The following is a 25,727-nucleotide window of genomic DNA, read 5'->3' as shown; positions in this document are numbered from 1 at the left end:
GCCGGAACACGATGACCGGCGTCTGACGAGAGTGATGATGGTGCAGGTATTTTCTCGATTGCGAGGGGCGTTGCTGGTGGCCGGTTGCGCGGCGGTGTTGGCAGGGTGTGCGGGCAGTGTCGCGCCGCAGGTCAAGCGTCTGCCGGAACGGGTCGAACTCAGCGGCACGTTCTATCGCGGCGAAGCCAATCAGAGTGGTCCGCAAGTGCTGGCCAGCCTGTTGTCGCAGCAAGGCATCATGATCACCCCGGGCCTGCTGGAAAAACCGTTGCATCTGCCGGGGGCACAGGATCAGTTGCAGCAGAATCTGCAGAACCTGGCCCGTGATTACGGCATGGTGGTCTACCCGCTGGACAAGAACCTGCCTGCCTTGTTGACTCAGGTGGCGGCCGGTTATCCGGTGATGGTGCGCTTCAGTGAAGGCTCGGCGTTCTGGGCTGAACCGCGTTACGCGATCCTTTCCGGTTATGACCGGCTGAAACAGAAGGTGCTGTTGCGCGCCGGGATGAATCGCCGCGAACTGATGAGTTTCAGTTCCTTTGAATCCGCCTTCGAAAAATCCGGCGGCTGGGCAGTACTGATCCAGAAACCGTCGCAGATTCCTGCCGAAGTCGACCGCCAGCGCTGGCTCAAGGCCGCGGACGAGCTGACGCAGGCCGGGCAGGAACGTGAAGCGGCGCAAGCCAGAAAGGCCTTGGCCGCACATTAAGGCTCCGTTCGTCATCTGCCGGGCACCCTCACGCCCGGCAGGCCTCTCACTGATAGAGCCCGAATGTGCGGGTGAATCAGGAGGCGAGCATGGCAGATTCCCCATCCCCGAAAGGCCCACACTCAAGCGAGCATTCGTCCGGTCATGATCTGGGTTTCGATCCGGATTCGCCGGATCTCGACGATCCGCAGGTTGATCCGGTCGGCCCCGCCAAGGCGCCGCGAGACGTGCAACCCGACGACGACAGCCAGCGACCGGCCAAGCCCTATGATCCGTTGGCCGATCTGAAACCCTGAAGTGAGGTGCGTATGAGTACCGATTCCAGCTTCGACGATAAAAAACCGGACAGCGTGCCGACCACGCCTGAGGACGACGTGGATCCTGTGCTGGATCCGGACAGTCCGCTGAGGGATCCGTTGGCACGGCCTAATGTGCTGACGCCGGAGCATCATCGTGATCCGAGTGCCGGTGATGGCATTCCCGATGACGAACAGATGCCGCTGCCCAATGACTGAGACGCAGGCAGTAAAAAGCCCCGAGATGCCGGGGCTTTTTATTGTTTCGCGAACTACTTGGAGGCTTCGACCACGCCGCTCTGGCGCGCCTTGAGGTTCTTTTCGGCCTTGTATTGTTGGGCCACTGCCGGAACGTTGGTGCTGCGTCCGGTTTCCATCCAGCTGCGGATACGGCTGGCATCTGCAAAATGCGTGTACTTGCCGAACGCATCGAGAATCACCAGGGCAACCGGGCGGTTGCTCATCCGCGTTACCAGCACCAGACAATGACCTGCCGGGTTGGTGAAGCCGGTTTTGGTGATCTTGATGTCCCAGTCAGCCTTGTTCACCAGGTGATCGGTGTTGCGGAAACCCAGGGTGTAGTTGGGTTTGCGGAACGACACCGTTTTTTCTTTGGTGGTCGTCAGTTCAGTGAGGATCGGATGCTTGCTCGCGGCCACCAACAGTTTGCTCAGATCGCGGGCGGTGGAGACGTTACGTTCCGACAAGCCGGTCGGTTCGACATAGTGGGTGTTGGTCATGCCCAGTGCCTTGGCCTTGGCATTCATCGCCGCGATGAATGCTGCATAACCGCCCGGGTAGTGATGCGCGAGGCTGGCGGCCGCACGGTTCTCCGAGGACATCAGGGCAATCAGCAGCATCTCGCGACGCGGCAGTTCGCTCTTGAGTTTGACTCGGGAGAACACGCCTTTCATTTCCGGCGTGTGGCTGATGTCGACGTCGATCCATTCGTCCATGTTCTGGTGCGCTTCAACCACCACCAGTCCGGTCATCAGTTTGCTCACCGAAGCGATCGGTACGATCACATCCGGGTTGCTCGAATAGATGACTTTATTGGTCTGCAAATCCATAAGCAGGGCGCTGCCGGAGGCGATCTTCAATTGCGAAGCATCGCGTGGCGCGGCGGTAGTTTCAGCGGCGTTGACGGTTGGCGTGACGAATGTGCCTGAAAAAGCAAAAACCAGGCTCAGGATCGAAAGACGAATTTTCACGCGGGCGAACTCATAAAGGTTGGATATTCCGTTAGTTTGTAACGGGTTATTTCTTCAAAGCGTCGCATTCTAGGAGTATGGCTGAAGATCTGTCGATGGTTGTTTGAATGACCTGAAAATCTCGTGAAAAGGCCTGTAAAAATAGGGGTTTCCGGCGAACGGTTAGTGTTTTTTCTCAGATACGAAAAACCCCGCACAAGGCGGGGTTCTTTTACTGCGCAAAAACGTCTCAGGCGTGCAGGGTTTCTGCCGCGTAGAGGGTGTTTTCCAGCAGGCAGGCACGGGTCATCGGGCCAACGCCGCCGGGAACCGGAGTGATCCAGCCGGCGCGGGGCAGGGCGGTTTCATACACCACGTCACCGACCAGCTTGCCATCGTCCTGACGGTTGATGCCGACGTCGATGACGATCGCGCCTTCCTTGATCCACTCACCCTTGACCAGTCCCGGCTTGCCGGCGGCGACCACCACCAGGTCAGCGCGACCGACGTGGCCGGCCAGGTCCTTGGTGAAACGGTGGGTGACGGTCACGGTGCAACCGGCCAGCAGCAGTTCCATCGCCATCGGGCGGCCGACGATGTTCGACGCACCCACCACCACCGCATCCAGACCATAAAGGTCAACGCCGGTGCTTTCCAGCAAGGTCATGATGCCTTTTGGGGTGCACGGACGCAGCAACGGAATGCGCTGGGCCAGGCGGCCGACGTTATAAGGATGGAAGCCATCGACGTCTTTGTCCGGGCGAATGCGCTCCAGCAGTTTGGAGGCGTCCAGGTGCTCGGGCAGCGGCAGTTGCAGCAGCACGCCGTCGATGGCCGGGTCGTCGTTGAGGCGATCGATCAGATCGGTCAGCGCTTCTTGAGTGGTTTCGGAAGGCAGGTCGTAGGCTTGAGAGAGGAAGCCGACCTCTTCACAGTCTTTACGCTTGTGCGAGACATAAACCTGAGAGGCAGGATCGCTGCCGACCAGGATCACCGCGAGGCCGGGAGTGCGCAGGCCTTGCTGGCGACGCTCGGCAACTCGTTGGGCGATCTGCTGGCGCAGGCTGGCGGCGATCGATTTGCCGTCGATTAGTTGTGCAGTCATTGCGCGTGATTAACCATCGAGAGGGGAAAAAAAGAGAACGCATTCTCGCATGTCAGACGGTGAGGGCAAAGGCGCTTGGTCAGCAAATTCCCCTAACTCCTTTAATTAAATGAATTTTTTTCAAAAAGGATTTGACGACCTTGGGAGCGCTCTATACTATTCGTCGCACTTGTCGGGCACAGCCTAGCACTGGTTAAGAAGGTTGAGCGGAATTAGCGTTCTGCGAAGCTGGAAAGCATTTAGTTTGTAGTCCTCCAAGAGTACAGATTAATAAGGCGCCCGTAGCTCAGCTGGATAGAGCATCCGCCTTCTAAGCGGATGGTCGCAGGTTCGAGTCCTGCCGGGTGCGCCATTAGGCAGCTTTGGCACAAGTAGCGCGATATGGTGGGCGTAGCTCAGTTGGTAGAGCACGGGATTGTGACTCCCGTTGTCGTGGGTTCGATCCCCATCGTCCACCCCATATTTCGAAAGGCGCCAGATGTAACAATCTGGCGCCTTTGCTTTAAAAAGCTTCATCTGCGGATGTGGTGGAATTGGTAGACACACTGGATTTAGGTTCCAGCGCCGCGAGGCGTAAGAGTTCGAGTCTCTTCATCCGCACCAATTAAAGCTTCATTCATGCCGCAGGCCTGATGAAGTTCAGCAAAGAAGTTGAATGGCTTTTTTGTGACGCAATATGGTGGGCGTAGCTCAGTTGGTAGAGCACGGGATTGTGACTCCCGTTGTCGTGGGTTCGATCCCCATCGTCCACCCCATATTTCGAAAGGCGCCAGATTTAACAGTCTGGCGCCTTTTTTGTTTTACGGCTGGTGGTTTGTCGCGCAGCGTTTCGGGTCGAAGGGCAGGGCGTTTCGTCGTGTTCAGGGGCTTGCTGTCAGCGTGCCGACCGCCGGCCATGTTCGCGGGATCAGCCGTCAGGGAGATGGCTCGCAGTCTCTTCTATATATAGAAGCGGTTGAAGCAGAGCCTTGGCGTGATGGTCTTTATTCGTCTTCGAGGTGGAGTGCATTGCTGCATTCACACCTATAAATGGCCTGCTGTTTTTTTACCCGTTTTCAGTAGGGTGACTTCTTGAGTTTGACCCACTAGAATGCATGCCCTTGATTCTGGGGTCGGAAACGGCCGGCTAACGTCTGTGCAACGAGGAATATCCATGCAAGTTTCTGTTGAAAATACTACTGCTCTTGAGCGCCGCATGAGCGTCACCGTGCCGGCTGAGCGCATTGAGAGCCAGGTCAACAAGCGTCTGCAGCAGACTGCCCAAAAGGCCAAGATTGCTGGCTTCCGTCCAGGCAAAGTGCCAATGAGCGAAATCAAGCGCCGTTTCGGTGCTGACGCTCGTCAGGAAGCTGTTGGTGATGTCATCCAGTCCTCCTTCTACGAAGCCGTGGTTGAGCAGAAGCTGAACCCTGCCGGTTCGCCTTCGATTGAGCCGAAGTCGCTGGAAGCTGGCAAAGACCTGGAATACGTTGCCGTATTCGAAGTGTTCCCTGAGTTCACCGTTGCCGGTTTCGACGGCATCACTGTCGAGCGTCTGAGCGCTGAAGTGGCTGACGCCGATCTGGACAAGATGCTGGACATCCTGCGCAAGCAGAACACCCGTTTTGAAGTGGCCGATCGTGCTGCTCAGAACGAAGACCAACTGAACATTGATTTCGTTGGCAAGGTTGACGGCGAAGCCTTCGCTGGCGGCTCGGCCAAAGGCACTCAGCTGGTGCTGGGTTCCGGTCGCATGATCCCGGGCTTCGAAGAAGGCCTGGTGGGCGCTAAAGCGGGCGAAGAGCGCGTTCTGAACCTGACCTTCCCTGAGGACTATCAGAACCTGGATCTGGCCGGCAAAACCGCCGAGTTCACCGTGACGGTCAACACCGTTTCCGAGCCTAAGCTGCCAGAGCTGAACGAAGAGTTCTTCGCTCAATTCGGCATCAAGGAAAGCGGCATCGACGGTTTCCGCACCGAAGTTCGCAAGAACATGGAGCGTGAGCTGCGTCAGGCCATCAAGTCCAAGGTAAAAAATCAGGTAATGGACGGTCTGCTGGCCACCAACCCGATCGAAGTGCCGAAGGCTCTGCTGTCCAACGAAGTTGACCGTCTGCGTGTGCAGGCGGTTCAGCAGTTCGGTGGCAACATCAAGCCTGACCAACTGCCGGCCGAGCTGTTCGAAGAGCAAGCCAAGCGCCGTGTAGTGCTGGGTCTGATCGTGGCCGAAGTGGTCAAGCAATTCGACCTGAAGCCTGACGAAGCCCGCGTTCGCGAAATGATTCAGGAAATGGCTTCGGCTTACCAGGAACCTGAGCAGGTCGTGTCCTGGTACTACAAGAACGAGCAGCAACTGAACGAAGTTCGTTCGGTTGTGCTGGAAGAACAAGTTGTGGATACTGTTCTGCAGAAAGCTAGCGTGACCGACAAATCGGTCTCTTACGAAGAAGCGGTCAAGCCGGTAGAAGCTCCAAAAGCCGACTGATTGTTTTTGCGTTAAGAAGTACACACATAAGCCAGCCTTCGAGCTGGCTTATGCGTATTCAAGACATAACTATTTGGGAGTGACTGCAGAGCATGTTCCGTAATTCGTATATTCAGCAGAACTCTGATATCCAGGCCGCCGGCGGCCTGGTCCCGATGGTTGTCGAGCAATCTGCTCGTGGCGAGCGCGCCTATGACATCTACTCGCGCCTTCTGAAGGAGCGCGTCATTTTTCTGGTGGGTCCTGTAGAGGACTACATGGCCAACCTGATCTGTGCGCAATTGCTGTTCCTTGAAGCGGAAAACCCGGACAAGGACATCCATCTCTATATCAACTCCCCGGGCGGCTCGGTGACAGCGGGCATGTCGATCTACGACACCATGCAGTTCATCAAGCCAAACGTCTCGACGACGTGCATTGGTCAGGCGTGCAGCATGGGTGCATTCCTGCTGACGGCCGGTGCTCCAGGCAAGCGTTTCTGCCTGCCGAACTCGCGTGTGATGATTCACCAGCCACTGGGCGGTTTCCAGGGCCAGGCCTCGGATATCGAAATCCATGCCAAGGAAATCCTCTTCATTCGCGAGCGTCTGAACACGCTGATGGCCAAGCACAGCGGTCGTACGCTTGAAGAAATCGAGCGTGACACCAACCGCGACAACTTCATGAGTGCAGAAGCTGCGAAGGAATACGGCCTGATCGACGAAGTCATCAACCAGCGTCCTGCGTAAAATAAGCAGCTCAAAATAAGGTGGGTCGGCAGGTCCGGCCACCAGCGGGCTTGAAAAAGCCCGCAATAGCCTTCATCTTGTGTTGCAAGCCTATCGGATTTGGATCGAACGAATGACTGACACCCGCAACGGCGAGGACAACGGCAAGCTGCTCTATTGCTCCTTCTGTGGCAAAAGCCAGCATGAAGTGCGCAAATTGATTGCCGGCCCCTCGGTCTTTATCTGCGACGAGTGCGTCGACCTGTGCAATGACATCATCCGCGAGGAGGTGCAGGAAGCACAGGCCGAAAGCAGCGCGCATAAATTGCCTTCGCCTAAAGAAATCAGCGGCATCCTTGACCAGTATGTAATCGGTCAGGAGCGTGCGAAAAAGGTTCTGGCCGTAGCGGTGTACAACCACTACAAGCGCCTGAACCAGCGTGACAAGAAGGCTGACGACGTCGAACTCGGCAAGAGCAACATCCTGCTGATCGGCCCGACAGGCTCCGGTAAAACCCTGCTGGCCGAAACACTGGCCCGCCTGCTGAACGTTCCGTTCACCATCGCTGACGCAACCACCCTCACCGAGGCCGGTTACGTAGGTGAAGATGTCGAGAACATCATTCAGAAATTGCTGCAAAAGTGCGATTACGACGTGGAAAAGGCCCAGATGGGCATTGTCTATATCGACGAAATCGACAAGATTTCCCGCAAGTCCGACAACCCGTCGATCACCCGCGATGTTTCCGGTGAAGGCGTGCAGCAGGCCTTGCTCAAGTTGATCGAAGGCACGGTCGCTTCCGTTCCGCCGCAAGGTGGTCGCAAGCATCCGCAGCAGGAATTCCTGCAGGTCGACACCCGTAACATCCTGTTCATCTGCGGTGGTGCGTTCTCTGGTCTGGAAAAGGTTATCCAAAACCGTTCCACCAAGGGCGGCATCGGTTTCAACGCAGAAGTGCGCAGCAAGGAAGAAGGCAAGAAAGTCGGTGAATCCCTGCGTGAAGTCGAGCCTGACGATCTGGTCAAGTTCGGTCTGATCCCGGAATTCGTCGGTCGTCTGCCGGTTCTTGCGACGCTGGACGAGCTCGACGAGGCTGCGTTGATGCAGATCCTCACCGAGCCGAAAAATGCTCTGACCAAACAGTATGCCAAGCTGTTCGAGATGGAAGGCGTGGATCTGGAGTTCCGGACCGACGCACTGAAATCGGTCGCCAAGCGTGCCCTGGAACGTAAAACCGGTGCCCGTGGCCTGCGTTCGATTCTCGAAGGTGTGCTGCTCGACACGATGTACGAAATCCCTTCGCAGTCTGAAGTGAGCAAAGTCGTCATCGATGAAAGCGTGATTGAAGGCAAGTCCAAGCCACTGTATATCTACGAAAACAGTGAGCCGACGGCCAAGGCAGCGCCGGACGCGTAAGCGTCCATACTGCCGGAACAAAGAAGGGGCCTTCGGGCCTCTTTTTTTTTATGTCGTTTTTTACATCCGCTTTGCGCTTGTTTTTTTTCAAGGCAGCCCCCATCTTGGTTTCAAGTTTAATTCCATCTGATTACGGCCATATGGCCGCCGTAGAGGCGAAATCATGAAGACAACCATCGAATTGCCTCTCCTGCCATTGCGTGATGTCGTGGTGTATCCGCACATGGTTATCCCGCTGTTCGTGGGGCGCGAGAAATCCATCGAAGCCCTCGAGGCCGCGATGACGGGCGACAAGCAGATCCTGCTGCTGGCCCAGAGAAACCCGGCTGACGATGATCCCGGTGAAGAAGCTCTCTATCGCGTAGGTACTATCGCCACTGTGTTGCAGCTGCTGAAGCTGCCGGACGGCACCGTCAAGGTTCTGGTCGAAGGTGAGCAGCGCGGTGCTGTAGAGCGCTTCAGCGAAGTCGACGGGCATTGCCGCGCCGAAGTCTCGCTGATCGACGAAGTCGACGCCGCCGAGCGCGAATCCGAAGTGTTCGTGCGCAGCCTGCTGTCGCAGTTCGAACAATACGTGCAGTTGGGCAAGAAGGTCCCGGCTGAAGTCCTGTCGTCGCTCAACAGCATTGATGAGCCGGGTCGTCTGGTCGACACCATGGCCGCGCACATGGCGCTGAAGATCGAGCAGAAGCAGGAAATCCTCGAAATCATCGATCTGTCGGCCCGGGTCGAGCACGTGCTCGCCTTGCTGGATGCCGAAATCGATCTGCTGCAAGTTGAAAAACGCATTCGCGGCCGCGTCAAAAAGCAAATGGAGCGCAGCCAGCGCGAGTACTACCTGAATGAGCAGATGAAGGCCATTCAGAAAGAGCTGGGCGACGGTGACGAAGGTCACAATGAAATCGAAGAGCTGAAAAAGCGCATCGATGCTGCCGGCCTGCCGAAAGATGCCTTGGCCAAAGCCACCGCCGAGCTGAACAAGCTCAAGCAAATGTCGCCGATGTCCGCTGAAGCCACCGTGGTGCGCTCCTACATCGACTGGCTGGTGCAGGTGCCGTGGAAGGCGCAAAGCAAGGTACGCCTCGACCTGGCGCGTGCTGAAGACATTCTCGACGCCGATCACTACGGTCTCGAAGAGGTCAAGGAGCGCATCCTTGAATACCTCGCCGTGCAGAAGCGCGTGAAGAAGATCCGTGGCCCGGTGCTGTGCCTGGTGGGTCCTCCTGGCGTGGGTAAGACCTCGCTGGCAGAGTCGATTGCCCACGCCACCAACCGTAAATTTGTGCGTATGGCCCTCGGTGGCGTGCGTGACGAGGCGGAAATTCGTGGCCATCGCCGGACCTACATCGGTTCGATGCCAGGAAGATTGATTCAAAAGATGACAAAAGTGGGTGTGCGCAACCCGCTGTTCCTGCTCGATGAAATCGACAAAATGGGCAGCGACATGCGTGGCGACCCGGCGTCGGCGTTGCTGGAAGTGCTCGATCCGGAGCAGAACCACAACTTCAACGATCACTATCTGGAAGTCGATTACGACCTGTCCGATGTGATGTTCCTGTGCACTTCGAACTCGATGAACATCCCGCCGGCATTGCTGGACCGGATGGAAGTCATTCGTCTGCCGGGCTACACCGAAGACGAAAAGATCAACATCGCCGTAAAGTACCTGTCGCCCAAGCAGATTGCCGCCAATGGTCTGAAGAAAGGCGAGCTGGAATTCGATGAAGAAGCGATCCGCGACATCATCCGTTACTACACCCGTGAAGCCGGTGTGCGTGGCCTTGAACGTCAGATCGCCAAAGTCTGCCGCAAGGCTGTGAAAGAACATGCGCTGGAAAAACGCTTCTCGGTAAAAGTGACAGCTGACCTGCTCGAGCACTTCCTCGGCGTGCGTAAATTCCGCTACGGTCTGGCAGAGCAACAGGATCAGATCGGTCAGGTGACTGGCCTCGCGTGGACGCAGGTGGGCGGCGAATTGCTGACCATCGAAGCGGCTGTGGTACCGGGTAAAGGTCAGCTGATCAAGACCGGTTCGCTGGGCGATGTAATGGTCGAATCGATCACTGCGGCGCTGACCGTTGTGCGCAGCCGTGCCAAAAGCCTGGGCATTCCGCTGGACTTCCATGAGAAGCGCGACACGCACATTCACATGCCGGAAGGGGCGACCCCGAAAGACGGTCCGAGCGCGGGTGTAGGCATGTGCACCGCACTGGTTTCGGCATTGACCGGGATTCCGGTGCGCGCCGATGTCGCCATGACCGGCGAAATTACCCTGCGTGGCCAAGTGTTGGCGATTGGTGGTCTGAAGGAAAAACTGCTCGCGGCTCACCGTGGCGGAATCAAGATTGTGATTATTCCGGAAGAGAACGTGCGCGATCTGAAGGAGATTCCTGACAATATCAAGCAGGATCTGCAGATTAAACCGGTTAAATGGATTGACGAGGTCCTGCAAATTGCGCTGCAATACGCGCCGGAGCCCTTGCCGGATGTGGCTCCGGAGATAGTTTCCAAGGACGAAAAACGTGAGTCTGATTCAAAGGAAAGAATTAGCACGCATTAATACGTTTTTGCCTGGGGGGCTTCCTTGACAGCTTTTTAGAGCCCTTGTTATAAAGCGGCTCTTAAGTGTCTGTAGGCCATTCAGCACTCGTTTTTGCTTTCACCAAAAAACTTAGAATCATCTCAAAATAGATATAAGGGGACTTAGAGTGAACAAGTCGGAACTGATTGATGCTATCGCTGCATCCGCTGATATCCCGAAAGCTGCTGCTGGCCGTGCGCTGGACGCTGTAATCGAATCCGTCACTGGCGCTCTCAAGGCTGGCGACTCCGTTGTTCTGGTTGGTTTCGGCACTTTCTCCGTGACTGATCGTCCAGCTCGCGTTGGTCGTAACCCACAGACCGGCAAGACGCTGCAAATCGCTGCTGCTAAAAAGCCAGGTTTCAAAGCCGGTAAAGCACTGAAAGAAGCTGTTAACTAAGTTAGTTTGTTTCAGGTTTTTACCCATCCGGGTCGGGGTCATGCCTGACTTGGCAGCGGAGCGGTAGAGCAGGTCGCTGGAACAGCCGCCTGTAACGCCGGGATCGAGGGTTCGAGCCCTGTCCGCTCCGCCAGTTACGAGAAGGCGCATCCTCGGATGCGCCTTTCTTCTATCCGGATTCTACCCACGCTCCACGGTTGCCTAATTTTTGAAGTTCAACCGTTTCTGGGGGACGCATGCTGCAGAATATCAGGGACAATTCACAAGGCTGGATTGCCAAGACCATTATCGGGGTCATCGTTGCACTGATGGCTCTGACCGGTTTCGATGCCATTTTCAAGGCCACGACGCACACCAACGATGCGGCCAAGGTCAATGGTGAAGAAATCAGCCAGAACGAGCTGAGCCAGGCCGTTGACATGCAACGCCGTCAGCTGATGCAACAACTGGGCAAGGACTTCGATGCTTCCTTGCTTGACGAAAAAATGCTCCGCGAATCGGCCCTCAAGGGTCTGATCGATCGCAAGCTGCTGCTGCAAGGCGCAGAACAATCGAAATTCGCTTTCTCCGAAGGTGCGCTGGATCAGGTGATCCTGCAGACCCCTGAATTCCAGGTGGACGGCAAGTTCAGCTCCGAGCGCTTCGACCAGGTGATTCGTCAACTGGGCTACACCCGCATGCAATTCCGCCAGATGCTGGCTCAGGAAATGCTGATCGGTCAGTTGCGCGCCGGTGTTGCCGGTAGCGGCTTCGTCACCGACGCCGAAGTGCTGGCATTTGCCCGTCTGGAAAAACAGACCCGCGATTTCGCTTCGCTGAACGTCAAGGCCGACCCGGCCGCGGTCAAGCTGACCGACGATGAGGTCAAGGCTTACTACGACGAGCACGCCAAGGAGTTCATGACCCCTGAGCAAGTGGTCGTCGATTATGTCGAGCTGAAGAAGTCTTCTTTCTTCGACCAGGTTGCGGTCAAGGATGAAGACCTGCAGGCGGCGTATCAGAAAGAGATCGCCAACCTGTCGGAACAGCGTCGTGCGGCGCACATCCTGATCGAAGTCAACGACAAGACCACCGACGCTCAGGCCAAGGCGAAGATCGAAGAAGTCCAGGCGCGTCTGGCCAAGGGCGAGAAATTCGAAGCGCTGGCCAAGGAGTTCTCGCAGGATCCGGGTTCGGCCAACAATGGCGGTGACCTCGGTTTCGCCGGTCCTGGCGTCTATGACCCAGCTTTCGAAAAAGCCCTGTACTCGCTGAACAAGGACCAGGTGTCCGAGCCGGTGCGTACCGACTTCGGTTACCACCTGATCAAGCTGCTGGGTGTTGAAGCGCCGGAAGTTCCGACCCTGGCCAGCCTGAAAGACAAGTTGACCCGCGAGCTGAAGACTCAACAGGTCGAGCAGCGTTTTGTCGAGGCGACCAAGCAACTGGAAGACTCGGCGTTCGAAGCGTCTGACCTGGCCCAGCCTGCGGCAGATCTGAAACTGACTGTGCACACCTCCAAGCCATTCGGCCGTGAAGGTGGCGAAGGCATCGCCGCCAACCGCGCGGTGGTGACGGCTGCGTTCAGTCAGGAAGTGCTGGAAGAAAACGCCAACAGCACCGGTATCGAGCTGGACCCGGAAACCGTGGTCGTGCTGCGCGCCAAGGAACACCTGAAGCCTGAGCAGTTGCCACTGGAAGCCGTAAACACGGCGATCCGTGCCCAACTGACCAAAGAGCACGCCAGCGCTGCGGCCAAGACCAAGGCTGACCAGTTGATCGCCAGTCTGCGTGATGGCAAGACTGCGCTGGACAAGGCGATTGATGGCCAGAACTGGAAGGTTGTGACCGCGGCGACCCGTGCTCAGGAAGGGGTTGACCCGACTGTGCTGCAGGCGTTGTTCCGCATGCCGAAACCGGCGGCCAAGGGCAAGCCGACGTTCAGCAGCGTGACCTTGCAGGACGGCAGTCTGATGATTGTGCGTCTGGACGGTGTGAATGAAGCGGTAGCGCCGACTGATGAAGAGAAGGCGCAGTACCGTCGTTTCCTGGCTTCGCGTGAAGGTCAGCAGGATTTTGCGGCGTTCCGTAAGCAGTTGGAGAGTCAGGCGGACATCAAGCGGTATTGATGGTTGACTGAGTGGTAACTGGAAAGCCCCGATCTTATGGTCGGGGTTTTTTTATGGTTGAGATTTGGGTGTATATCCGTTGCTTCGGGTGCTGCCGCTGGCGGTTTCGCTCTTACAGCGAGTCACCTTTTCCAGACGCCGAAAAGTAACCAAAAGGCTTGGCCCCGGCGTTCGGCCCTCGCCGTGGCTCGGGTTCCTTCGTTACGGGATTCATCCGGGGGCATCGCCTCCGGTTTGCTTCGCTGCACCTCCTCTCGATGTGTTTGGCTTCGCCAAACGTCGCTGCGCTCCTTCCCCCGGATAAACCCCTTCACTCAGCCTGCCGATGGGGCCGGCACGGCAAGATCAAGAGCTTTCGGCGAGCTGACACTCGGCCATTTGAGTGGTGAAGAGCATGCGTTCGGCTTTTGCGCTACTGTGGGAGCTGGCCTGCCGGCGATGGCGGCCTACGAGCCGGCCTGTCTCTAACTGACTATCCGCAGATCAATTGTGGGAGCTGGCTTGCCAGCGAAGACGGCCGACTAGCCGCCCGGCCCCTCACAGACAAACATCCCAATCACACAAACCCATAGCCCCTCGTCCTCAGCACCGCACTCAAGGTCAAAACCAGCAATCCCACAACAATCCACGGAAACCCCCCAACCCCCAGACTCCCCAGCAGCAAACCACCCGCCAAACCACCCCCGGCAATCCCGACATTCCACAGGGTCACCAGCATCGATTGCGCCGTATCGGCAGCCTCTCCAGCGGTTTTCGCCGAGGCAGTCTGCAGCAGCGAAGGCATCGCACCAAACGCCAGGCCCCACACGGCGACGGCGAGGTAGACCACGGTCGCCGATTCCCGCCACAGGCCCAAAGCGATGGCGGAGAGCATGAACAGCAGCGTGCTGATCAGCATCAGTTCGCGCAGCCAGTGATCGATCAGGCTGCCGACGATCCACAGGCTCAGCACTGAGGCCAGGCCGAACACCAGCAGCACCCGGTCGATATCGCTGGCCAGTCCTGACGGTTGCAGGAACGGTGCGATGTAGGTGTACAGCAGGTTGTGGGCGATCACGTAGGTCAAGGTCACGAACAACACCGAGCGTACGCCGGGCAGGGTGAAGACCTGATGTAGGGGCAGGCGTTTTCCTGCGTGTTCTCCGGCAAAGTCCGGCACTTGCCAGCGCACCCAGATCACCAGCAACAGCGTCAGCGCAGTCATGATGGCGAAGCTCAGGCGCCAGCCGACCAGCGTGCCGAGTAGTGTGCCGGCCGGGATGCCCAGCGAGAGTGCCAGCGGCGCGCCAAGCATGGCGACAGTGATCGCTCGGCCTTGCAGGTGTGGGGCAACCATGCGGCTGGCGTAGCCTGCCAGCAACGCCCACAGCAGCCCGGCAAATATCCCGGCGAGCAAGCGTGCGGTCAAAGTCAGCCAGTACCATTCCGACACGGCGGTGATGCTGTTGGCGATGGCGAAGCCGCCGATGGCTGACAGCAGCAATGGCCGACGACGCCAGCTGCGGGTGACGATGGTCAGCGGGATGGCGGCGAGCATCGAGCCAATCGCGTACAGGGTGACCAGTTGCCCGATCAGTGCCTGGGAGACATTCAGCCCCGCGCTCATTTGTGGCAGCAGGCCGGCGGGCATGGCTTCGGTCAGCACCGTGATGAAACCGGCGGTGGCCAGGGCCAGCAGGGCGCCGAGGGGCAATCGTTCGCGGGTGTCGACTGGCTGGGTGAGGGCCGAGGTCAGTTGTGCGTCGTTCATGAGTCAGCGTCCATGTGCCGAAGTGGGTGAAGGCCATAGGCTAGGGCGCTGCGCAGTGGAGAAAAATGGGTTACGGTTCCGAACATATCGGACACGGATGTCGTGAATCGGAGGGGCGGAATGGACAGTCTGGGCAGTATTTCGGTGTTTGTTCAAGTCGCCGAGACCCGCAGTTTTACCGAGGCTGGGCGGCTGCAGGGCGTGTCGTCTTCAGCGGTGGGCAAAAGTATCGCCCGGCTGGAGGCGCGATTGGGCGTGCGGCTGTTTCATCGCACTACCCGCAGCATCACCCTGACCAGCGAGGGCGCGCTGTTCCTCGCACGCTGTCGCAAAATTCTCGCCGAGGTGGAAGCCGCCGAGTTCGAACTTTGCGATTCCGCCTCGCAGCCCCATGGCAAACTGCGCATCAGCCTGCCGCAGGTGCACGGGCTGGTAATGCCGGTGATGAATGAGTTCATGGCGCTGTACCCGCAGATCGAGCTGGATCTGGACCTGACTGATCGCATGGTCGACGTGGTCGAGGAGGGCTTTGATGCGGTGATTCGTACCGGTCAACCACGTGATTCACGCCTGATGGCGCGGCCCTTGGGCGAGTTTCACATGGTGCTGGTGGCGAGCCCGTTGTATCTGCGGGAGCACGGCGTGCCGCAAATCCCCGCCGATCTGGCGGAGCACGCCTGCTTGCGGCACACCTTTCATGCCACCGGCAAGCTGGAGCCGTGGCCATTGATTGGCGAGGAGGGCGCGCCGGAGCCGAGCTTGCCGACGCGGCTGGTCACCACCTCCATCGAAGCCGTCAATCATGCAGCCTTGGCAGGGATGGGTATCGCCTGCCTGCCGGATTTCATGACCCATGAGGATGTGGCGCAGGGGCGTTTGCAGCGAGTGCTGGATGCGCATATGAAACACACCGGTCAGTTCTGGGTGTTGTGGCCCTCCAGTCGCCACGCCACCGCCAAATTGCGCGTCTTCATCGATCACTTGTCGCTGCGACTTTTTCCGGCAAACAAGGGTCAATAGGGTTGTAACGGCTTTAAGACACAATCCATGCGCCGCAGGGCCACGTTCTGTTGCACAATACGCCCCGGACTGTTTTTCCTCAGGATGTTCAATGTTGATTTCAACTCCCATGCGTGTCGTTGGGTTGGCGCTGTTGTTGACCGCTGTTGCTGGCTGTTCGAAGGACAAGCCGATCTATGAGCATGAGAACTTCGATGATTCCGGCACGTTCTCGCGCAATTATCCGGTGGCCGACACCGCGAGTTGCGAGGCGGCCCGTCGTGCGTTGCTCAGCCAGGGCTACATCATCACCAGCAGTGACCCGAAACTGGTCAGTGGCCACAAGAGTTTCCAGCAGACCGGGGAAACCCACCTGGAAATCAGCTTCAACGTGGTGTGTGCCGAAGATGGCAGTGCCAAGCACCATGCCACGGTGTTCGCCAATGCCCTGCAGGATCGCTACGCGTTGAAGAAGACCAACAACTCCGCCAGTCTCGGGGTTGGCGTATTGGGTTCGGTGTCGATGCCGATCGGCTCATCCGACGATTCGATGGTCAAGGTGGCCAGTGAGACCGTGACCTCGCAGAAGTTCTACGAGCGGTTCTTCACGCTGGTTGAGTTGTTCCTGCCAGCCGATGCGAAGAAAGCCGCGCACATCGAAGAAAAACCCAAGACCGATCTCGGTGTGCCTGAGCCCAAGCCTGCCGCTGTAGCGCCGGTTACACCTGCACCGGCGGTAGAGGCAACGCCTGCACCGCCGCCAGCCGGGATTGTCGAGCCTGCCCAAAACATGACGCCGGCAGCCCCGGCAGCGACCCCGGCCCCCGCTCCGGTTGCGCCGACGCCAACGGGTTCTGAGCCAGTGGTGCCGCCGGCCGAGTCAGCGCCGATCACCCCGGCACCGAGTGCAGAGCCTGCACCGGCTACCGAAACGATCACGCCGCCGGCCAACCCGACCAATATCCCGCCGCCATCGGAGCCGATTCCGGCGATGCAATAAGCTGCGCGCAGCCCTCCTGTGGGAGCGGGCTTGCTCGCGAAAGCGGAGTATCAGTCAATGTATATGTTGATTGACACTGCGCTTTCGCGAGCAAGCCCGCTCCCACATTTGTTTTGTGGTGTACTCAAATCTCGTTACATTCCCCCGACAAAAATCCTGCGATAAATTCCTGACCACCTGCTACGTTTTATTCATGAAGGCGGGATGTCACTTTTCCTTCATACGGGCACGATAGGCTCGAGGCACTGGTCAGTTGACCGGGCTATTTTCAAACGGGCAGCAGGGGGATCACACGATGGATGACTATCAAGAAGAACTGCTCGAATTCCAGGCGTATGAACTGGATCAGCCAGAGCCGGCCGAAGACGCCACCGAGCTGTAAGGTGTCAGGCGGTTTTGCGGTGACTGCGGCGAAACTCGCCGGGGGTCTGGCCGCTCCAGCGTTTGAAGGCGCGTTGAAACGCCTCGGCTGAAGCAAAGCCCAGCAGGTAGGCAATTTCGCCGAACGCCAGTTCGGTGTCGCGGATGTAGGTCATCGCCAGATCACGGCGGGTGTCGTTGAGGATCGCGCGAAACTGTGTGCCTTCTTCGGCCAGTTTACGGCGCAAGGTCCAGGTTGGCAGCTTCAGGCGCGCCGCCACTTCTTCCAGGTCGGGCTCCCGGCCCCCATTGAGCAACGGCCCCAACAGCTGAGTAATACGTTCACGCAGGCTGCGGGTGCGGGTCAATTGCTCCAGTTCCCGTTCACACAACGCCAGCAAATGCTTCCAGGTACTCGGGCAGTGCTCGGGGTTGCGCAGTGCAAGGCTGTTCAGGCTCAGGCGCAATTGATTGCGTTCGGCGCCGAACTGGATCGGGCAGTCGCCCAAGACGTTGTAGGCGTCGCGGTAGTCCGGCGCGTCAAATTCGATCTCGATGCGCTCGGCGCGCAGTGGCTCGCGACCGACGCTGGACAGCTGATGCAGCCAGCCGGCGATGATCGAATCCACTACAAAACGGTTATAGGCGTTGTACGGGCTGATCGAATAGAAGCGCAGCCACGCGCCATGAGCGTCTTCGTGAAAACTCGACTGCCCGCGATAGTTGGAGCCGTACAGCGGCTCGAAGCGGATCAGACAACGGGCGGCCTCGCGCACGGTCGGCGCCTGCGCGGCAGTGACCCCGGCGAGCCCGGCCTGACTCAAGCGGCTGAGCTGGCCCATGCGCAAGCCCAGTGCCGGATCGCCGGTCAACTGAATCGCGCTGTGCCCCAGACGCATGTAGCGCGGAATCGACAACCGCGCGCCGGCCTCGGCCAGTCGCGCAGCATCCAGCCCATATTGTTCGAGCAGCGGTTGCGGATCGGCACCTTGGCTGCGCACGGCATCAGCGAGGCTGTGCACGAAACCTACCGACAGATCCCCCAGACGCATCGGCAGCGGCTTCATGGCTTACAACCAGATGTTCAGCAGACGCGCGCCACGGGCTTCGCCATCGGCGAATTGCTGGCCGTTGCTGCTGAGGAAGCTTTGCCCCGAACCGGGCTTGTCCCAGAACTGGCCGCGCAGGAACACGCTCATGCCAGCAATCGCGCGACTGCTCGGCGGCTGCGCGGTCAGCGTCAGGCGATGCCAGGCCTGACCCTCACTGATTTCCCCGGGCTTGAGGCTGACCGACCCCGGTGTGCTCGAACCCTTGTAACCGGCCCACGGCTGATTCCAGGCGTCGTGACCGACGACGAAGGCCGGCACCGCCACCAGTTGCGCGCCTTGCTCGTCGAGTCGGCGATAGTTGTCGGGGTACCAGCTGTCGCTGCCGATCAGCACACCCAGACGCCCGGCCGGGGTCTCGATCACGTTGATCGCGTGCTCGTCTTCGCTTCCGATCACGTCACGTTGTTCGAAGATCGGGTGCATCTGCCGCTGGGGCTGGCCCAGCGGCACGCCATCACGGCCGAATACCACGCTGCTGTTGAACAGCGCGCCGCTACCGGGCTTGAGCTGGCCATCACGAATACTCGGTTCGGGCAGGACAATGGAACCGGCCACCAGTGTGACGTGGAATTCCTTGGCCAGACCACCGAATAACGTCTGGTAATCCTTGGCCATGGCTTTGGACTTCATCCGCAGATGCGCGTCGTCGAGGCGATTTTCGCCCTTGGCAGTGAGCCAGGCGCGGGCGAACAGCAACGGATTGCTCGCCGCCAGCCAGTTCATCGCTTCGACCAGGGTCGGGGCCTGATACAGCTCGTCTTTCTCGCCGCTGATCATCAGCCAGGTGCCGACATGCTCGGGCAGTACCACCACGGTTTTTTCGTTCAGCAGCCCCTGATCCTGTGCCTGCTGCAGATAGGCCGCGAGTTTGCGGTGCAGGCGCTCGGGGCTTTGGTAGTCGGTCGGAAACAGTTCCGGCTGGATGCCCAGCAGATTGCCACGGTCGGCGGGCGTGCCCTGATCGACCGCCAGTTTGATGCGCAGATCCGACAGGTAATGCCCCGCCGGCCGGTCCGCCGCCCACATGGCGTAGGTGGTCAGGGCGGCAACGATGGCCATGGAGAAAAACAGATACAGAAGTTTGCGCATGAAAACCAACAACAGCCGGGTACAGGGTGTGGCGACTAGGGTAGGGCGCATGCCTGCGCTTGCCAAGGGGCGCTGCGCATTTGGATCAATAAGTTGTCAGTTTCGGTCATTGAGTGACAGCAGTGCGACTCTTAGTCTGTCGAACATGACTGACGGGGGACGCAGAGCTCCCGCAATTTCCGTGATCGCACGTTGTGGAGTTACCGATGACCGCCGCTCATTACCCGCACCTGTTGGCCCCGCTGGACCTGGGATTCACCACGCTGCGCAACCGCACCCTGATGGGTTCGATGCACACTGGCCTTGAAGAAAAACCGGGTGGCTTCGAACGCATGGCAGCGTACTTCGCCGAGCGTGCCCGTGGCGGCGTCGGCCTGATGGTCACCGGCGGTATCGGCCCGAACGACGAGGGCGGCGTGTACTCCGGCGCAGCCAAGCTGACCACCGAGGAAGAAGCGCTCAAGCACCGCATCGTCACCCGCGCAGTGCATGAGGCGGGCGGCAAGATCTGCATGCAGATCCTCCATGCCGGGCGTTATGCCTACAGCCCGAAACAGGTGGCGCCAAGCGCGATTCAGGCGCCGATCAACCCGTTCAAGCCCAAAGAGCTGGACGAGGAGGGCATCGAGAAACAGATCAGCGATTTCGTCACCTGTTCGGTACTGGCGCAGAGCGCTGAGTACGATGGCGTGGAAATTATGGGCTCGGAAGGTTATTTCATTAACCAGTTCCTCGCCGCGCACACCAACCACCGCACCGATCGCTGGGGCGGCAGCTATGAAAACCGCATGCGCCTGCCGGTGGAAATCGTCCGCCGCGTACGCGAAGCCGTCGGCCCGAACTTCATCATCATTTTCCGTTTGTCGATGCTCGATCTGGTCGAGGGCGGCAGCAGTTGGGAAGAGATCGTGACCCTGGCCAAAGCCATCGAGCAGGCCGGCGCGACCATCATCAATACCGGCATCGGCTGGCACGAAGCGCGGATCCCGACCATCGCCACCAAGGTGCCGCGCGCGGCGTTCAGCAAGGTCACCGCCAAACTGCGTGGTTCGGTGAACATTCCGCTGATCACCACCAACCGCATCAACACCCCGGAAATCGCCGAGCAGATTCTCGCCGAAGGCGACGCCGACATGGTCTCGATGGCGCGGCCGTTCCTCGCCGATCCGGACTTCGTCAACAAGGCCGCCGAAGGCCGCGCCGACGAAATCAACACCTGCATCGGCTGCAACCAGGCGTGCCTCGATCACACCTTCGGCGGCAAACTCACCAGTTGCCTGGTCAACCCGCGTGCCTGCCATGAAACCGAGCTCAACTATTTGCCGGTGCAACAGATCAAGAAGATCGCCGTGGTCGGTGCCGGGCCTGCCGGTCTGTCCGCCGCGACCGTGGCCGCCGAGCGCGGTCATCAGGTAACCCTGTTCGATTCGGCCAGCGAAATCGGCGGCCAGTTCAACATCGCCAAGCGTGTGCCGGGCAAGGAAGAATTCTTCGAAACCCTGCGCTACTTCAAGCGCAAGCTGCAGACCACGAATGTCGAGGTGTGCCTGAATACTCGCGTCGACGTGGCGAAGCTGGTCGAGGGCGGTTACGACGAAATCATCCTCGCCACCGGCATCGCGCCGCGTGTGCCGGCGATTCCGGGCGTGGACAACGCCAAGGTGCTTAGCTATCTGGACGTGATCCTCGAGCGCAAACCGGTGGGCAAGCGCGTCGCGGTGATTGGCGCGGGCGGTATCGGTTTCGACGTCTCGGAATTCCTTGTGCACGAAGGCGTGGCCACCAGTCTGGATCGCACCGCGTTCTGGAAAGAGTGGGGCATCGACACGAACCTGGAAGCGCGCGGTGGCGTGGCCGGGATCAAAGCTGCGCCGCACGCGCCGGCTCGCGAAGTGTTCCTGTTGCAGCGCAAGAAAACCAAGGTCGGCGATGGCCTGGGCAAGACCACCGGCTGGATTCACCGCACCGGTCTGAAGAACAAGCAGGTGCAGATGCTCAATAGCGTCGAATACCTGAAGATCGACGACGAAGGCCTGCACATCCGCATTGGCGAAACCGGCGAGCCGCAAGTGCTGGCGGTGGACAACATCGTGATCTGCGCCGGTCAGGATCCACTGCGGGATCTGCAGGACGGTCTGGTCGCAGCGGGGCAGAGTGTGCACCTGATCGGCGGCGCTGATGTGGCGGCCGAGCTGGATGCCAAGCGGGCGATCAACCAGGGTTCGCGTCTGGCTGCTGAACTCTAAGCCCCACAAATCTCCAATGTGGGAGCGGGCTTGCTCGCGAAGGCGTCGTGTCAGTTGAACTATCCAATGACTGACAGACCGCATTCGCGAGCAAGCCCGCTCCCACAGTAGATTTGTGGTGTTCGCAGAATTTATGGATGGCGCGGATCCTGTAGGAGTGAGCCTGCTCGCGATGGCGTCCTGTGAGCGACTAGAATGCCGGCTCTGCCTCGAATGATCAGTCGCCCATGCTTCTTCCTCCCGCCAACTGGCTACCCCAAGCCCCCCTCGAATTGCTTCAATTCGACTGGCTCACCAACGCCGGAATCGAGGTCGCCATCCTGCGACTCGACCAGATCGACCCGCTGATCAGCGGCAACAAATGGTTCAAACTCACCGAACACCTCAAAGCTGCCGACCGCGCCGGCGCGCAGGGCATCATCAGCCTTGGTGGCGCGCATTCCAATCATCTGCATGCGCTGGCGGCGGCTGGCAAGCGTCTGGGTTTCGAAACCGTTGGGCTGTTGCGTGGCCATCCACAGCAGACGCCCACGGTTGAGGACCTGCAGGCGTTCGGCATGCAACTGCACTGGCTCGGTTACGGTGGCTATCGGGCGCGGCATGAGCCCGGCTTCTGGGAGCCTTGGCAGGCGCAGTTCCCGAATCTGCACGCAGTGCCAGAGGGTGGCGGCGGATTGGCCGGTGCCTTAGGCTGCAAAGCGCTCAAGGAGCAGGTGATCACGCAACTGAAGAATCTGGGCTGGAGCGATTTCCACGGCTGGTGGCTGGCGTGCGGCACCGGGACGACTCTGGCAGGGTTGGTACTCGCCGAGGCGGGAGAGCGTGCGGTGTACGGCGCGCTGGCGGTGCCGGAGGATCATGGCGTGGCGGCGCAGGTGGAGGCGATCGTTCGGGAGACGGATATGGCAATGACGAATTACGCATTGTTCGACGCGAGCCGGGGTGGTTTTGCCAAGGTTGATCCGGTGTTGCTTGAGTTCATCGAGAGCACTGAGCGCAGTAGCGGCGTTCCGTTGGAGCCGCTGTATACCGGCAAGGCTTTGTTGATGCTCAAGGAGCAGATTGAGGCCGGCAGATTTGAGCCAGGCACCCGGTTGATCTTTGTTCATACCGGCGGTTTGCAGGGGCGCCGCGGATTCACTTCCTACAGTTGAACTTCTGTGGCGAGGGAGCTTGCTCCCGCTCGGCGGCGCAGCCGTCGTCGATTCAGCGAATACAGTTTGCCTGACAGTCCAGATTTTCAGGATTCAGGTCTGCTGCGCAGCCCAGCGGGAGCAAGCACCCTCGCCACAGGGGAAATTTACCGAGTTGGTGTTCAACCGCGCTTGGGCATCATCCGCAGCAACGTGTTATCGCCCACCACATAATGGTGATAAAGCCCCGCCAAGGCATGCAGACCGATCAGCCAGTAACCTGCGGTGGCAATCAGCACGTGCCAGCCTTCAACTTGTTTGGCGAACGCTTTGTCCTCGCTCACCAGCAACGGCAGATCGAAACCGTAGAACATCACCTGATGCCCCTCGGCGCTGGTAATCAGCCAGCCAAGAATCGGCATGCTGATCATGAACAGGTACAACAACCAGTGCATCACCCGCGCCAGCAGGGTTTGCCACTGCGGCGAGGCCGGGAAGATTTTCGGTGCCGGGCCGATGCTGCGCGCTACGAGGCGAAACCACACCAGCACGAACACGGTCAGGCCGAGCATATAGTGCACTTCGCGGATCAGCGAGCGGCCGCCACTGCCTTTGGGAAAAATCCCGCGCAACTCCATGCTGGCATACACCAGGATCAACAGGACCAGCATCAGCCAGTGCAGCAGCACGGACACGGTGCTGTAGCGGGATTCGGAACTTGTCCACGGCATACGGTGTTTCCTCACAGATCAGGGTCGCCACGTGCCGTTCTTGTGCGACGGCATGCTTTAACTGTAATCCCCTTTGGCAGATTTGCCTGAGGCTGATCGGAGTTTCACTGCGCTGAGTCAGGGCTTTAGCCAAAAAAAAACGCCAGTGTCGCTAAGACCCTGGCGTTTTCTATTGTTTTGACGAAAAGGCGCGATCAGCTCGATTGCGGCATCTCACCCTTGGCCAGACGCTTGTTGATGTCGGCAATCACTTCCGGCAGGTCGCTGATGGTGTCGATCATGTAATGCGGGCGCGAATCGGCGAACAGCGCGTGGATGCGTTTGCGTTCGCTGGCCAGTTCGTCGCTGCCCAGTGCCCGGTAGCCGGCGTAATCCAGGCCCAGCGCGTTGCCCGAGCAGATCAGCGCCACGGTCCACATCCCGGCGCGACGGCCTTCGAGGATGCCCGGCACGGTGTCGTCGATCTTCACGCAGGCCGCAACATCATCGATGCCCAACGCAATCACGTTGGCCAGAGCCTGGGCCGGCCAGGGGCGACCGTTCGGCACTTCGTCGGTAGCGACCACGTGGTCGGCAACGTAGCCGTTAGTGGCAGCGAGGGCCACGACCTTGTCCATCACCTGTTTCGGGTAGCCGGAGCAGGAACCGATCTTGATCCCTTGCTGACGCAGGTTGGCAATGGTTTCCAGCGCGCCGGGAATCAGCGCCGAGTGCTCGGCGATCTTCTCGATCTGTAGCGGCATGAAGCGGTTGTAGATCGCGGTCACGTCATCGTCGGTCGGGGTGCGGCCGAAAGCTTTGCGATAACGCTCGGCGACCTGCGGCTGATCGCACAGGGTGCGGATGTGGTCCCACTTGCCCATGCCCATCGGGCCACGGGCCTCTTCGATGGAGACCTGAACGTCGAATTCGGCGAAGGCTTCAACGAAGATCTGCGTCGGTGCGAACGAGCCGAAATCGACCACGGTGCCGGCCCAGTCGAGGATCGCGGCTTGCAGCTTGTTTGGGTTGGTGTAGTTCATGGCAATAAGAATCCTGTGTTGGCAATGCAATTCAAAAGGTTCGGCGATCCTGTGGGAGCGGGCTTGCCCGCGATGGGGCCCTTTCAGTCGACATCTATGCTGATGGTCAGACCTCTATCGCGGGCAAGCCCGCTCCCACTGGTAGCGTGGTGTTTCAGATATCGAGGACTTCCATCTCGCGCAGCACTTCACCCACTGCTGCCACGGCCTGGCGCATTTCGTCCGGGTTGACGTGGCCGATGCAGCCGACGCGGAAGGTTTCGACCTGGGTCAGTTTGCCGGGGTAGAGGATGTAACCCTTGGCCTTGACCCGTTCGTAGAAGTCCTTGAACTGGTAGCGCGGATCTTGCGGGGCATGGAAGGTGGCGATGATCGGGGCCTGGATCGCTGCCGGCAGGAAGCTGCGCAGGCCGAGCTTGCCCATCTCTTCCATCAACGCCTGACAGTTGGCGGCGTAGCGCGCATGCCGCGCGGGCAGGCCACCTTCTTCGTTGTATTGCAACAGCGCTTCATGCAGCGCCGCGACCACATGAGTCGGCGGAGTGAAGCGCCACTGGCCGGTCTTCTGCATATACGTGTGCTGGTCATACAGGTCCATCGCCAGCGAATGCGAGTTGCCGGCCGCTGCTGCCAGCGATTCCTTGCGGGCGAAAACAAAACCCATCCCCGGCACACCTTCCAGGCACTTGCCGGAAGCGGCGATCAGCGCATCGAACGGCACTTTTTGCGCGTCCACCGGCAGTGCGCCGAACGAGCTCATGGCATCGATGATCAGGCGTTTGTCGTGTTGCGCGACGACCTCGGCGATTTCCGGCAACGGGTTGAGAATGCCGGTGCTGGTTTCGCAATGAATCAGCGCGACGTGGCTGATGTCGCCATCGGCGCGCAGCAGGCGGTCGACGTCGGCAGCGGTGGTCGGTTCGTCTTCGGCGGTTTCGAAGGTGCTGAACGAGCGGCCGAGCACTTCGCAGATCTTCGCCAGACGCTTGCCGTAGGCACCATTGATCAGCACCAGCACCTTGCCGTCACGCGGCACCAGTGTGCCGATGGCGGCTTCGACAGCGAAGGTGCCGCTGCCCTGCAAAGGCACGCAGTGGTGAGTGGCGGCGCCGTTGAGGATTGCCAGCAATTGCTCGCAGAGGCTGGCGGTCAGTTGATTGAAGCGGTCATCCCATGACCCCCAGTCGACCATCATTGCCTGGCGGGTGCGGGCCGAGGTGGTCAACGGGCCGGGAGTGAGCAGGATGGGTGCGGCAGTACTCATTCGTGTGTCCTCGCGATAGCGCTGTGGGATGAAGCTACGGGGCA

22 protein-coding genes and 4 tRNA genes are annotated in these 25,727 nt (G+C 59.2%); 18 read left to right on the top strand and 8 right to left on the bottom strand.

The genetic code is table 11. The features are described from left to right. Positions 1 to 37 precede the first annotated feature (37 nt). From QRN61_RS10155 to QRN61_RS10145, 3 genes are all read left to right on the top strand, one after another. Entirely contained in the window at positions 38 to 709 is a 672-nt protein-coding gene (locus QRN61_RS10155; RefSeq protein ID WP_183782895.1) for a peptidase C39 family protein, read from the top strand. 89 nt (positions 710 to 798) lie between these two features. Continuing rightward, entirely contained in the window at positions 799 to 1,005 is a 207-nt protein-coding gene (locus tag QRN61_RS10150; protein WP_047597456.1) for a DUF6021 family protein, read from the top strand. A gap of 12 nt (positions 1,006 to 1,017) precedes the next feature. Beyond that, positions 1,018 to 1,224, top strand: a complete 207-nt coding sequence (locus QRN61_RS10145) for a hypothetical protein (protein ID WP_027613905.1) — start codon at positions 1,018 to 1,020, stop codon at positions 1,222 to 1,224. Positions 1,225 to 1,277: 53 nt separating this feature from the next. Here QRN61_RS10145 and pbpG read toward each other — a convergent pair whose 3' ends face one another. Together pbpG and folD are read right to left on the bottom strand one after the other, a co-directional pair. Beyond that, positions 1,278 to 2,216, bottom strand: a complete 939-nt coding sequence (pbpG, locus tag QRN61_RS10140; RefSeq protein WP_041074112.1) for a D-alanyl-D-alanine endopeptidase — start codon at positions 2,214 to 2,216, stop codon at positions 1,278 to 1,280. Between the two features lie 229 nt (positions 2,217 to 2,445). Then, entirely contained in the window at positions 2,446 to 3,300 is an 855-nt protein-coding gene (gene folD / locus QRN61_RS10135; protein ID WP_003223627.1) for a bifunctional methylenetetrahydrofolate dehydrogenase/methenyltetrahydrofolate cyclohydrolase FolD, read from the bottom strand. A 275-nt stretch (positions 3,301 to 3,575) separates the two neighbouring features. Between folD and QRN61_RS10130 the strand changes: the two genes are divergently transcribed. The 10 genes from QRN61_RS10130 to QRN61_RS10085 all read left to right on the top strand — a co-directional run bounded on the left by QRN61_RS10130 (position 3,576) and on the right by QRN61_RS10085 (position 12,977). Beyond that, positions 3,576 to 3,652, top strand: a tRNA-Arg gene (locus QRN61_RS10130). A 32-nt stretch (positions 3,653 to 3,684) separates the two neighbouring features. Beyond that, positions 3,685 to 3,760 (top strand) — tRNA-His (locus QRN61_RS10125). Between the two features lie 58 nt (positions 3,761 to 3,818). Next, positions 3,819 to 3,903, top strand: a tRNA-Leu gene (locus tag QRN61_RS10120). A gap of 76 nt (positions 3,904 to 3,979) precedes the next feature. Then, positions 3,980 to 4,055: transfer RNA gene (locus QRN61_RS10115), tRNA-His, on the top strand. Between the two features lie 398 nt (positions 4,056 to 4,453). Next, entirely contained in the window at positions 4,454 to 5,764 is a 1,311-nt protein-coding gene (gene tig / locus QRN61_RS10110; RefSeq protein WP_027614582.1) for a trigger factor, read from the top strand. Between the two features lie 92 nt (positions 5,765 to 5,856). Next, the gene (gene clpP, locus QRN61_RS10105; protein WP_007951559.1) at positions 5,857 to 6,492 is read left to right on the top strand and encodes an ATP-dependent Clp endopeptidase proteolytic subunit ClpP; all 636 of its coding nucleotides are present in this window, start codon (positions 5,857 to 5,859) and stop codon (positions 6,490 to 6,492) included. A gap of 112 nt (positions 6,493 to 6,604) precedes the next feature. Continuing rightward, positions 6,605 to 7,888 (top strand): ATP-dependent Clp protease ATP-binding subunit ClpX, encoded by a 1,284-nt coding sequence (clpX, locus tag QRN61_RS10100; RefSeq protein WP_003223632.1) that lies wholly within the window; start codon positions 6,605 to 6,607, stop codon positions 7,886 to 7,888. A 163-nt stretch (positions 7,889 to 8,051) separates the two neighbouring features. Continuing rightward, complete coding sequence (gene lon, locus QRN61_RS10095) at positions 8,052 to 10,448, top strand: endopeptidase La (protein WP_027614583.1); 2,397 nt, start codon at positions 8,052 to 8,054, stop codon at positions 10,446 to 10,448. 148 nt (positions 10,449 to 10,596) lie between these two features. Next, positions 10,597 to 10,869, top strand: a complete 273-nt coding sequence (locus tag QRN61_RS10090; protein WP_008077714.1) for an HU family DNA-binding protein — start codon at positions 10,597 to 10,599, stop codon at positions 10,867 to 10,869. Positions 10,870 to 11,105: 236 nt separating this feature from the next. Next, positions 11,106 to 12,977, top strand: a complete 1,872-nt coding sequence (locus QRN61_RS10085; protein ID WP_096795699.1) for a SurA N-terminal domain-containing protein — start codon at positions 11,106 to 11,108, stop codon at positions 12,975 to 12,977. 556 nt (positions 12,978 to 13,533) lie between these two features. On the opposite strand, the gene QRN61_RS10080 is transcribed toward QRN61_RS10085, so the two are convergent. Further along, positions 13,534 to 14,727, bottom strand: a complete 1,194-nt coding sequence (locus tag QRN61_RS10080) for an MFS transporter (protein ID WP_285373707.1) — start codon at positions 14,725 to 14,727, stop codon at positions 13,534 to 13,536. 120 nt (positions 14,728 to 14,847) lie between these two features. Here QRN61_RS10080 and QRN61_RS10075 point away from each other — a divergent pair, with 120 nt between their 5' ends. The 3 genes from QRN61_RS10075 to QRN61_RS10065 all read left to right on the top strand — a co-directional run bounded on the left by QRN61_RS10075 (position 14,848) and on the right by QRN61_RS10065 (position 17,108). Next, a complete protein-coding gene (locus tag QRN61_RS10075; RefSeq protein WP_247268569.1) occupies positions 14,848 to 15,747 on the top strand; it encodes a LysR family transcriptional regulator in 900 nt (299 codons plus the stop codon). A gap of 91 nt (positions 15,748 to 15,838) precedes the next feature. Continuing rightward, a complete protein-coding gene (locus QRN61_RS10070) occupies positions 15,839 to 16,726 on the top strand; it encodes a DUF2242 domain-containing protein (protein WP_183782535.1) in 888 nt (295 codons plus the stop codon). Positions 16,727 to 16,979: 253 nt separating this feature from the next. Next, entirely contained in the window at positions 16,980 to 17,108 is a 129-nt protein-coding gene (locus tag QRN61_RS10065; RefSeq protein ID WP_265331916.1) for a hypothetical protein, read from the top strand. A gap of 4 nt (positions 17,109 to 17,112) precedes the next feature. Here the strand turns inward: QRN61_RS10065 and QRN61_RS10060 are convergent, their stop codons facing one another. Then, positions 17,113 to 18,153: an AraC family transcriptional regulator gene (locus tag QRN61_RS10060; RefSeq protein ID WP_096795695.1), complete on the bottom strand. Its 1,041-nt coding sequence runs from the start codon at positions 18,151 to 18,153 to the stop codon at positions 17,113 to 17,115. 3 nt (positions 18,154 to 18,156) lie between these two features. Continuing rightward, a complete protein-coding gene (locus QRN61_RS10055) occupies positions 18,157 to 19,287 on the bottom strand; it encodes a carbon-nitrogen hydrolase family protein (protein ID WP_096795694.1) in 1,131 nt (376 codons plus the stop codon). A 206-nt stretch (positions 19,288 to 19,493) separates the two neighbouring features. On the opposite strand from QRN61_RS10055, the gene QRN61_RS10050 reads away from it, so the two are divergent. Continuing rightward, positions 19,494 to 21,533: an NADPH-dependent 2,4-dienoyl-CoA reductase gene (locus QRN61_RS10050; protein WP_285373706.1), complete on the top strand. Its 2,040-nt coding sequence runs from the start codon at positions 19,494 to 19,496 to the stop codon at positions 21,531 to 21,533. A 227-nt stretch (positions 21,534 to 21,760) separates the two neighbouring features. After that, positions 21,761 to 22,687, top strand: a complete 927-nt coding sequence (locus tag QRN61_RS10045; RefSeq protein ID WP_285373705.1) for a 1-aminocyclopropane-1-carboxylate deaminase/D-cysteine desulfhydrase — start codon at positions 21,761 to 21,763, stop codon at positions 22,685 to 22,687. Positions 22,688 to 22,848: 161 nt separating this feature from the next. Here QRN61_RS10045 and QRN61_RS10040 read toward each other — a convergent pair whose 3' ends face one another. From QRN61_RS10040 to QRN61_RS10030, 3 genes are all read right to left on the bottom strand, one after another. After that, complete coding sequence (locus QRN61_RS10040; RefSeq protein WP_285373704.1) at positions 22,849 to 23,397, bottom strand: cytochrome b; 549 nt, start codon at positions 23,395 to 23,397, stop codon at positions 22,849 to 22,851. Between the two features lie 194 nt (positions 23,398 to 23,591). Further along, positions 23,592 to 24,419 carry a phosphonoacetaldehyde hydrolase gene (phnX, locus tag QRN61_RS10035; RefSeq protein WP_285373703.1) on the bottom strand — a complete coding sequence of 276 codons (828 nt, stop codon included), beginning with the start codon at positions 24,417 to 24,419 and terminating at the stop codon, positions 23,592 to 23,594. A gap of 154 nt (positions 24,420 to 24,573) precedes the next feature. Continuing rightward, a complete protein-coding gene (locus QRN61_RS10030; RefSeq protein WP_285373702.1) occupies positions 24,574 to 25,683 on the bottom strand; it encodes a 2-aminoethylphosphonate--pyruvate transaminase in 1,110 nt (369 codons plus the stop codon). Between the last annotated feature and the right edge of the window lie 44 nt (positions 25,684 to 25,727).

This window comes from Pseudomonas sp. lyk4-TYG-107 (genome assembly GCF_030209055.1).
In the GTDB taxonomy this organism is placed as follows: Bacteria; Pseudomonadota; Gammaproteobacteria; order Pseudomonadales; family Pseudomonadaceae; genus Aquipseudomonas; species Aquipseudomonas putida_A.
This window is presented reverse-complemented; position numbering and strand designations above follow the sequence as displayed.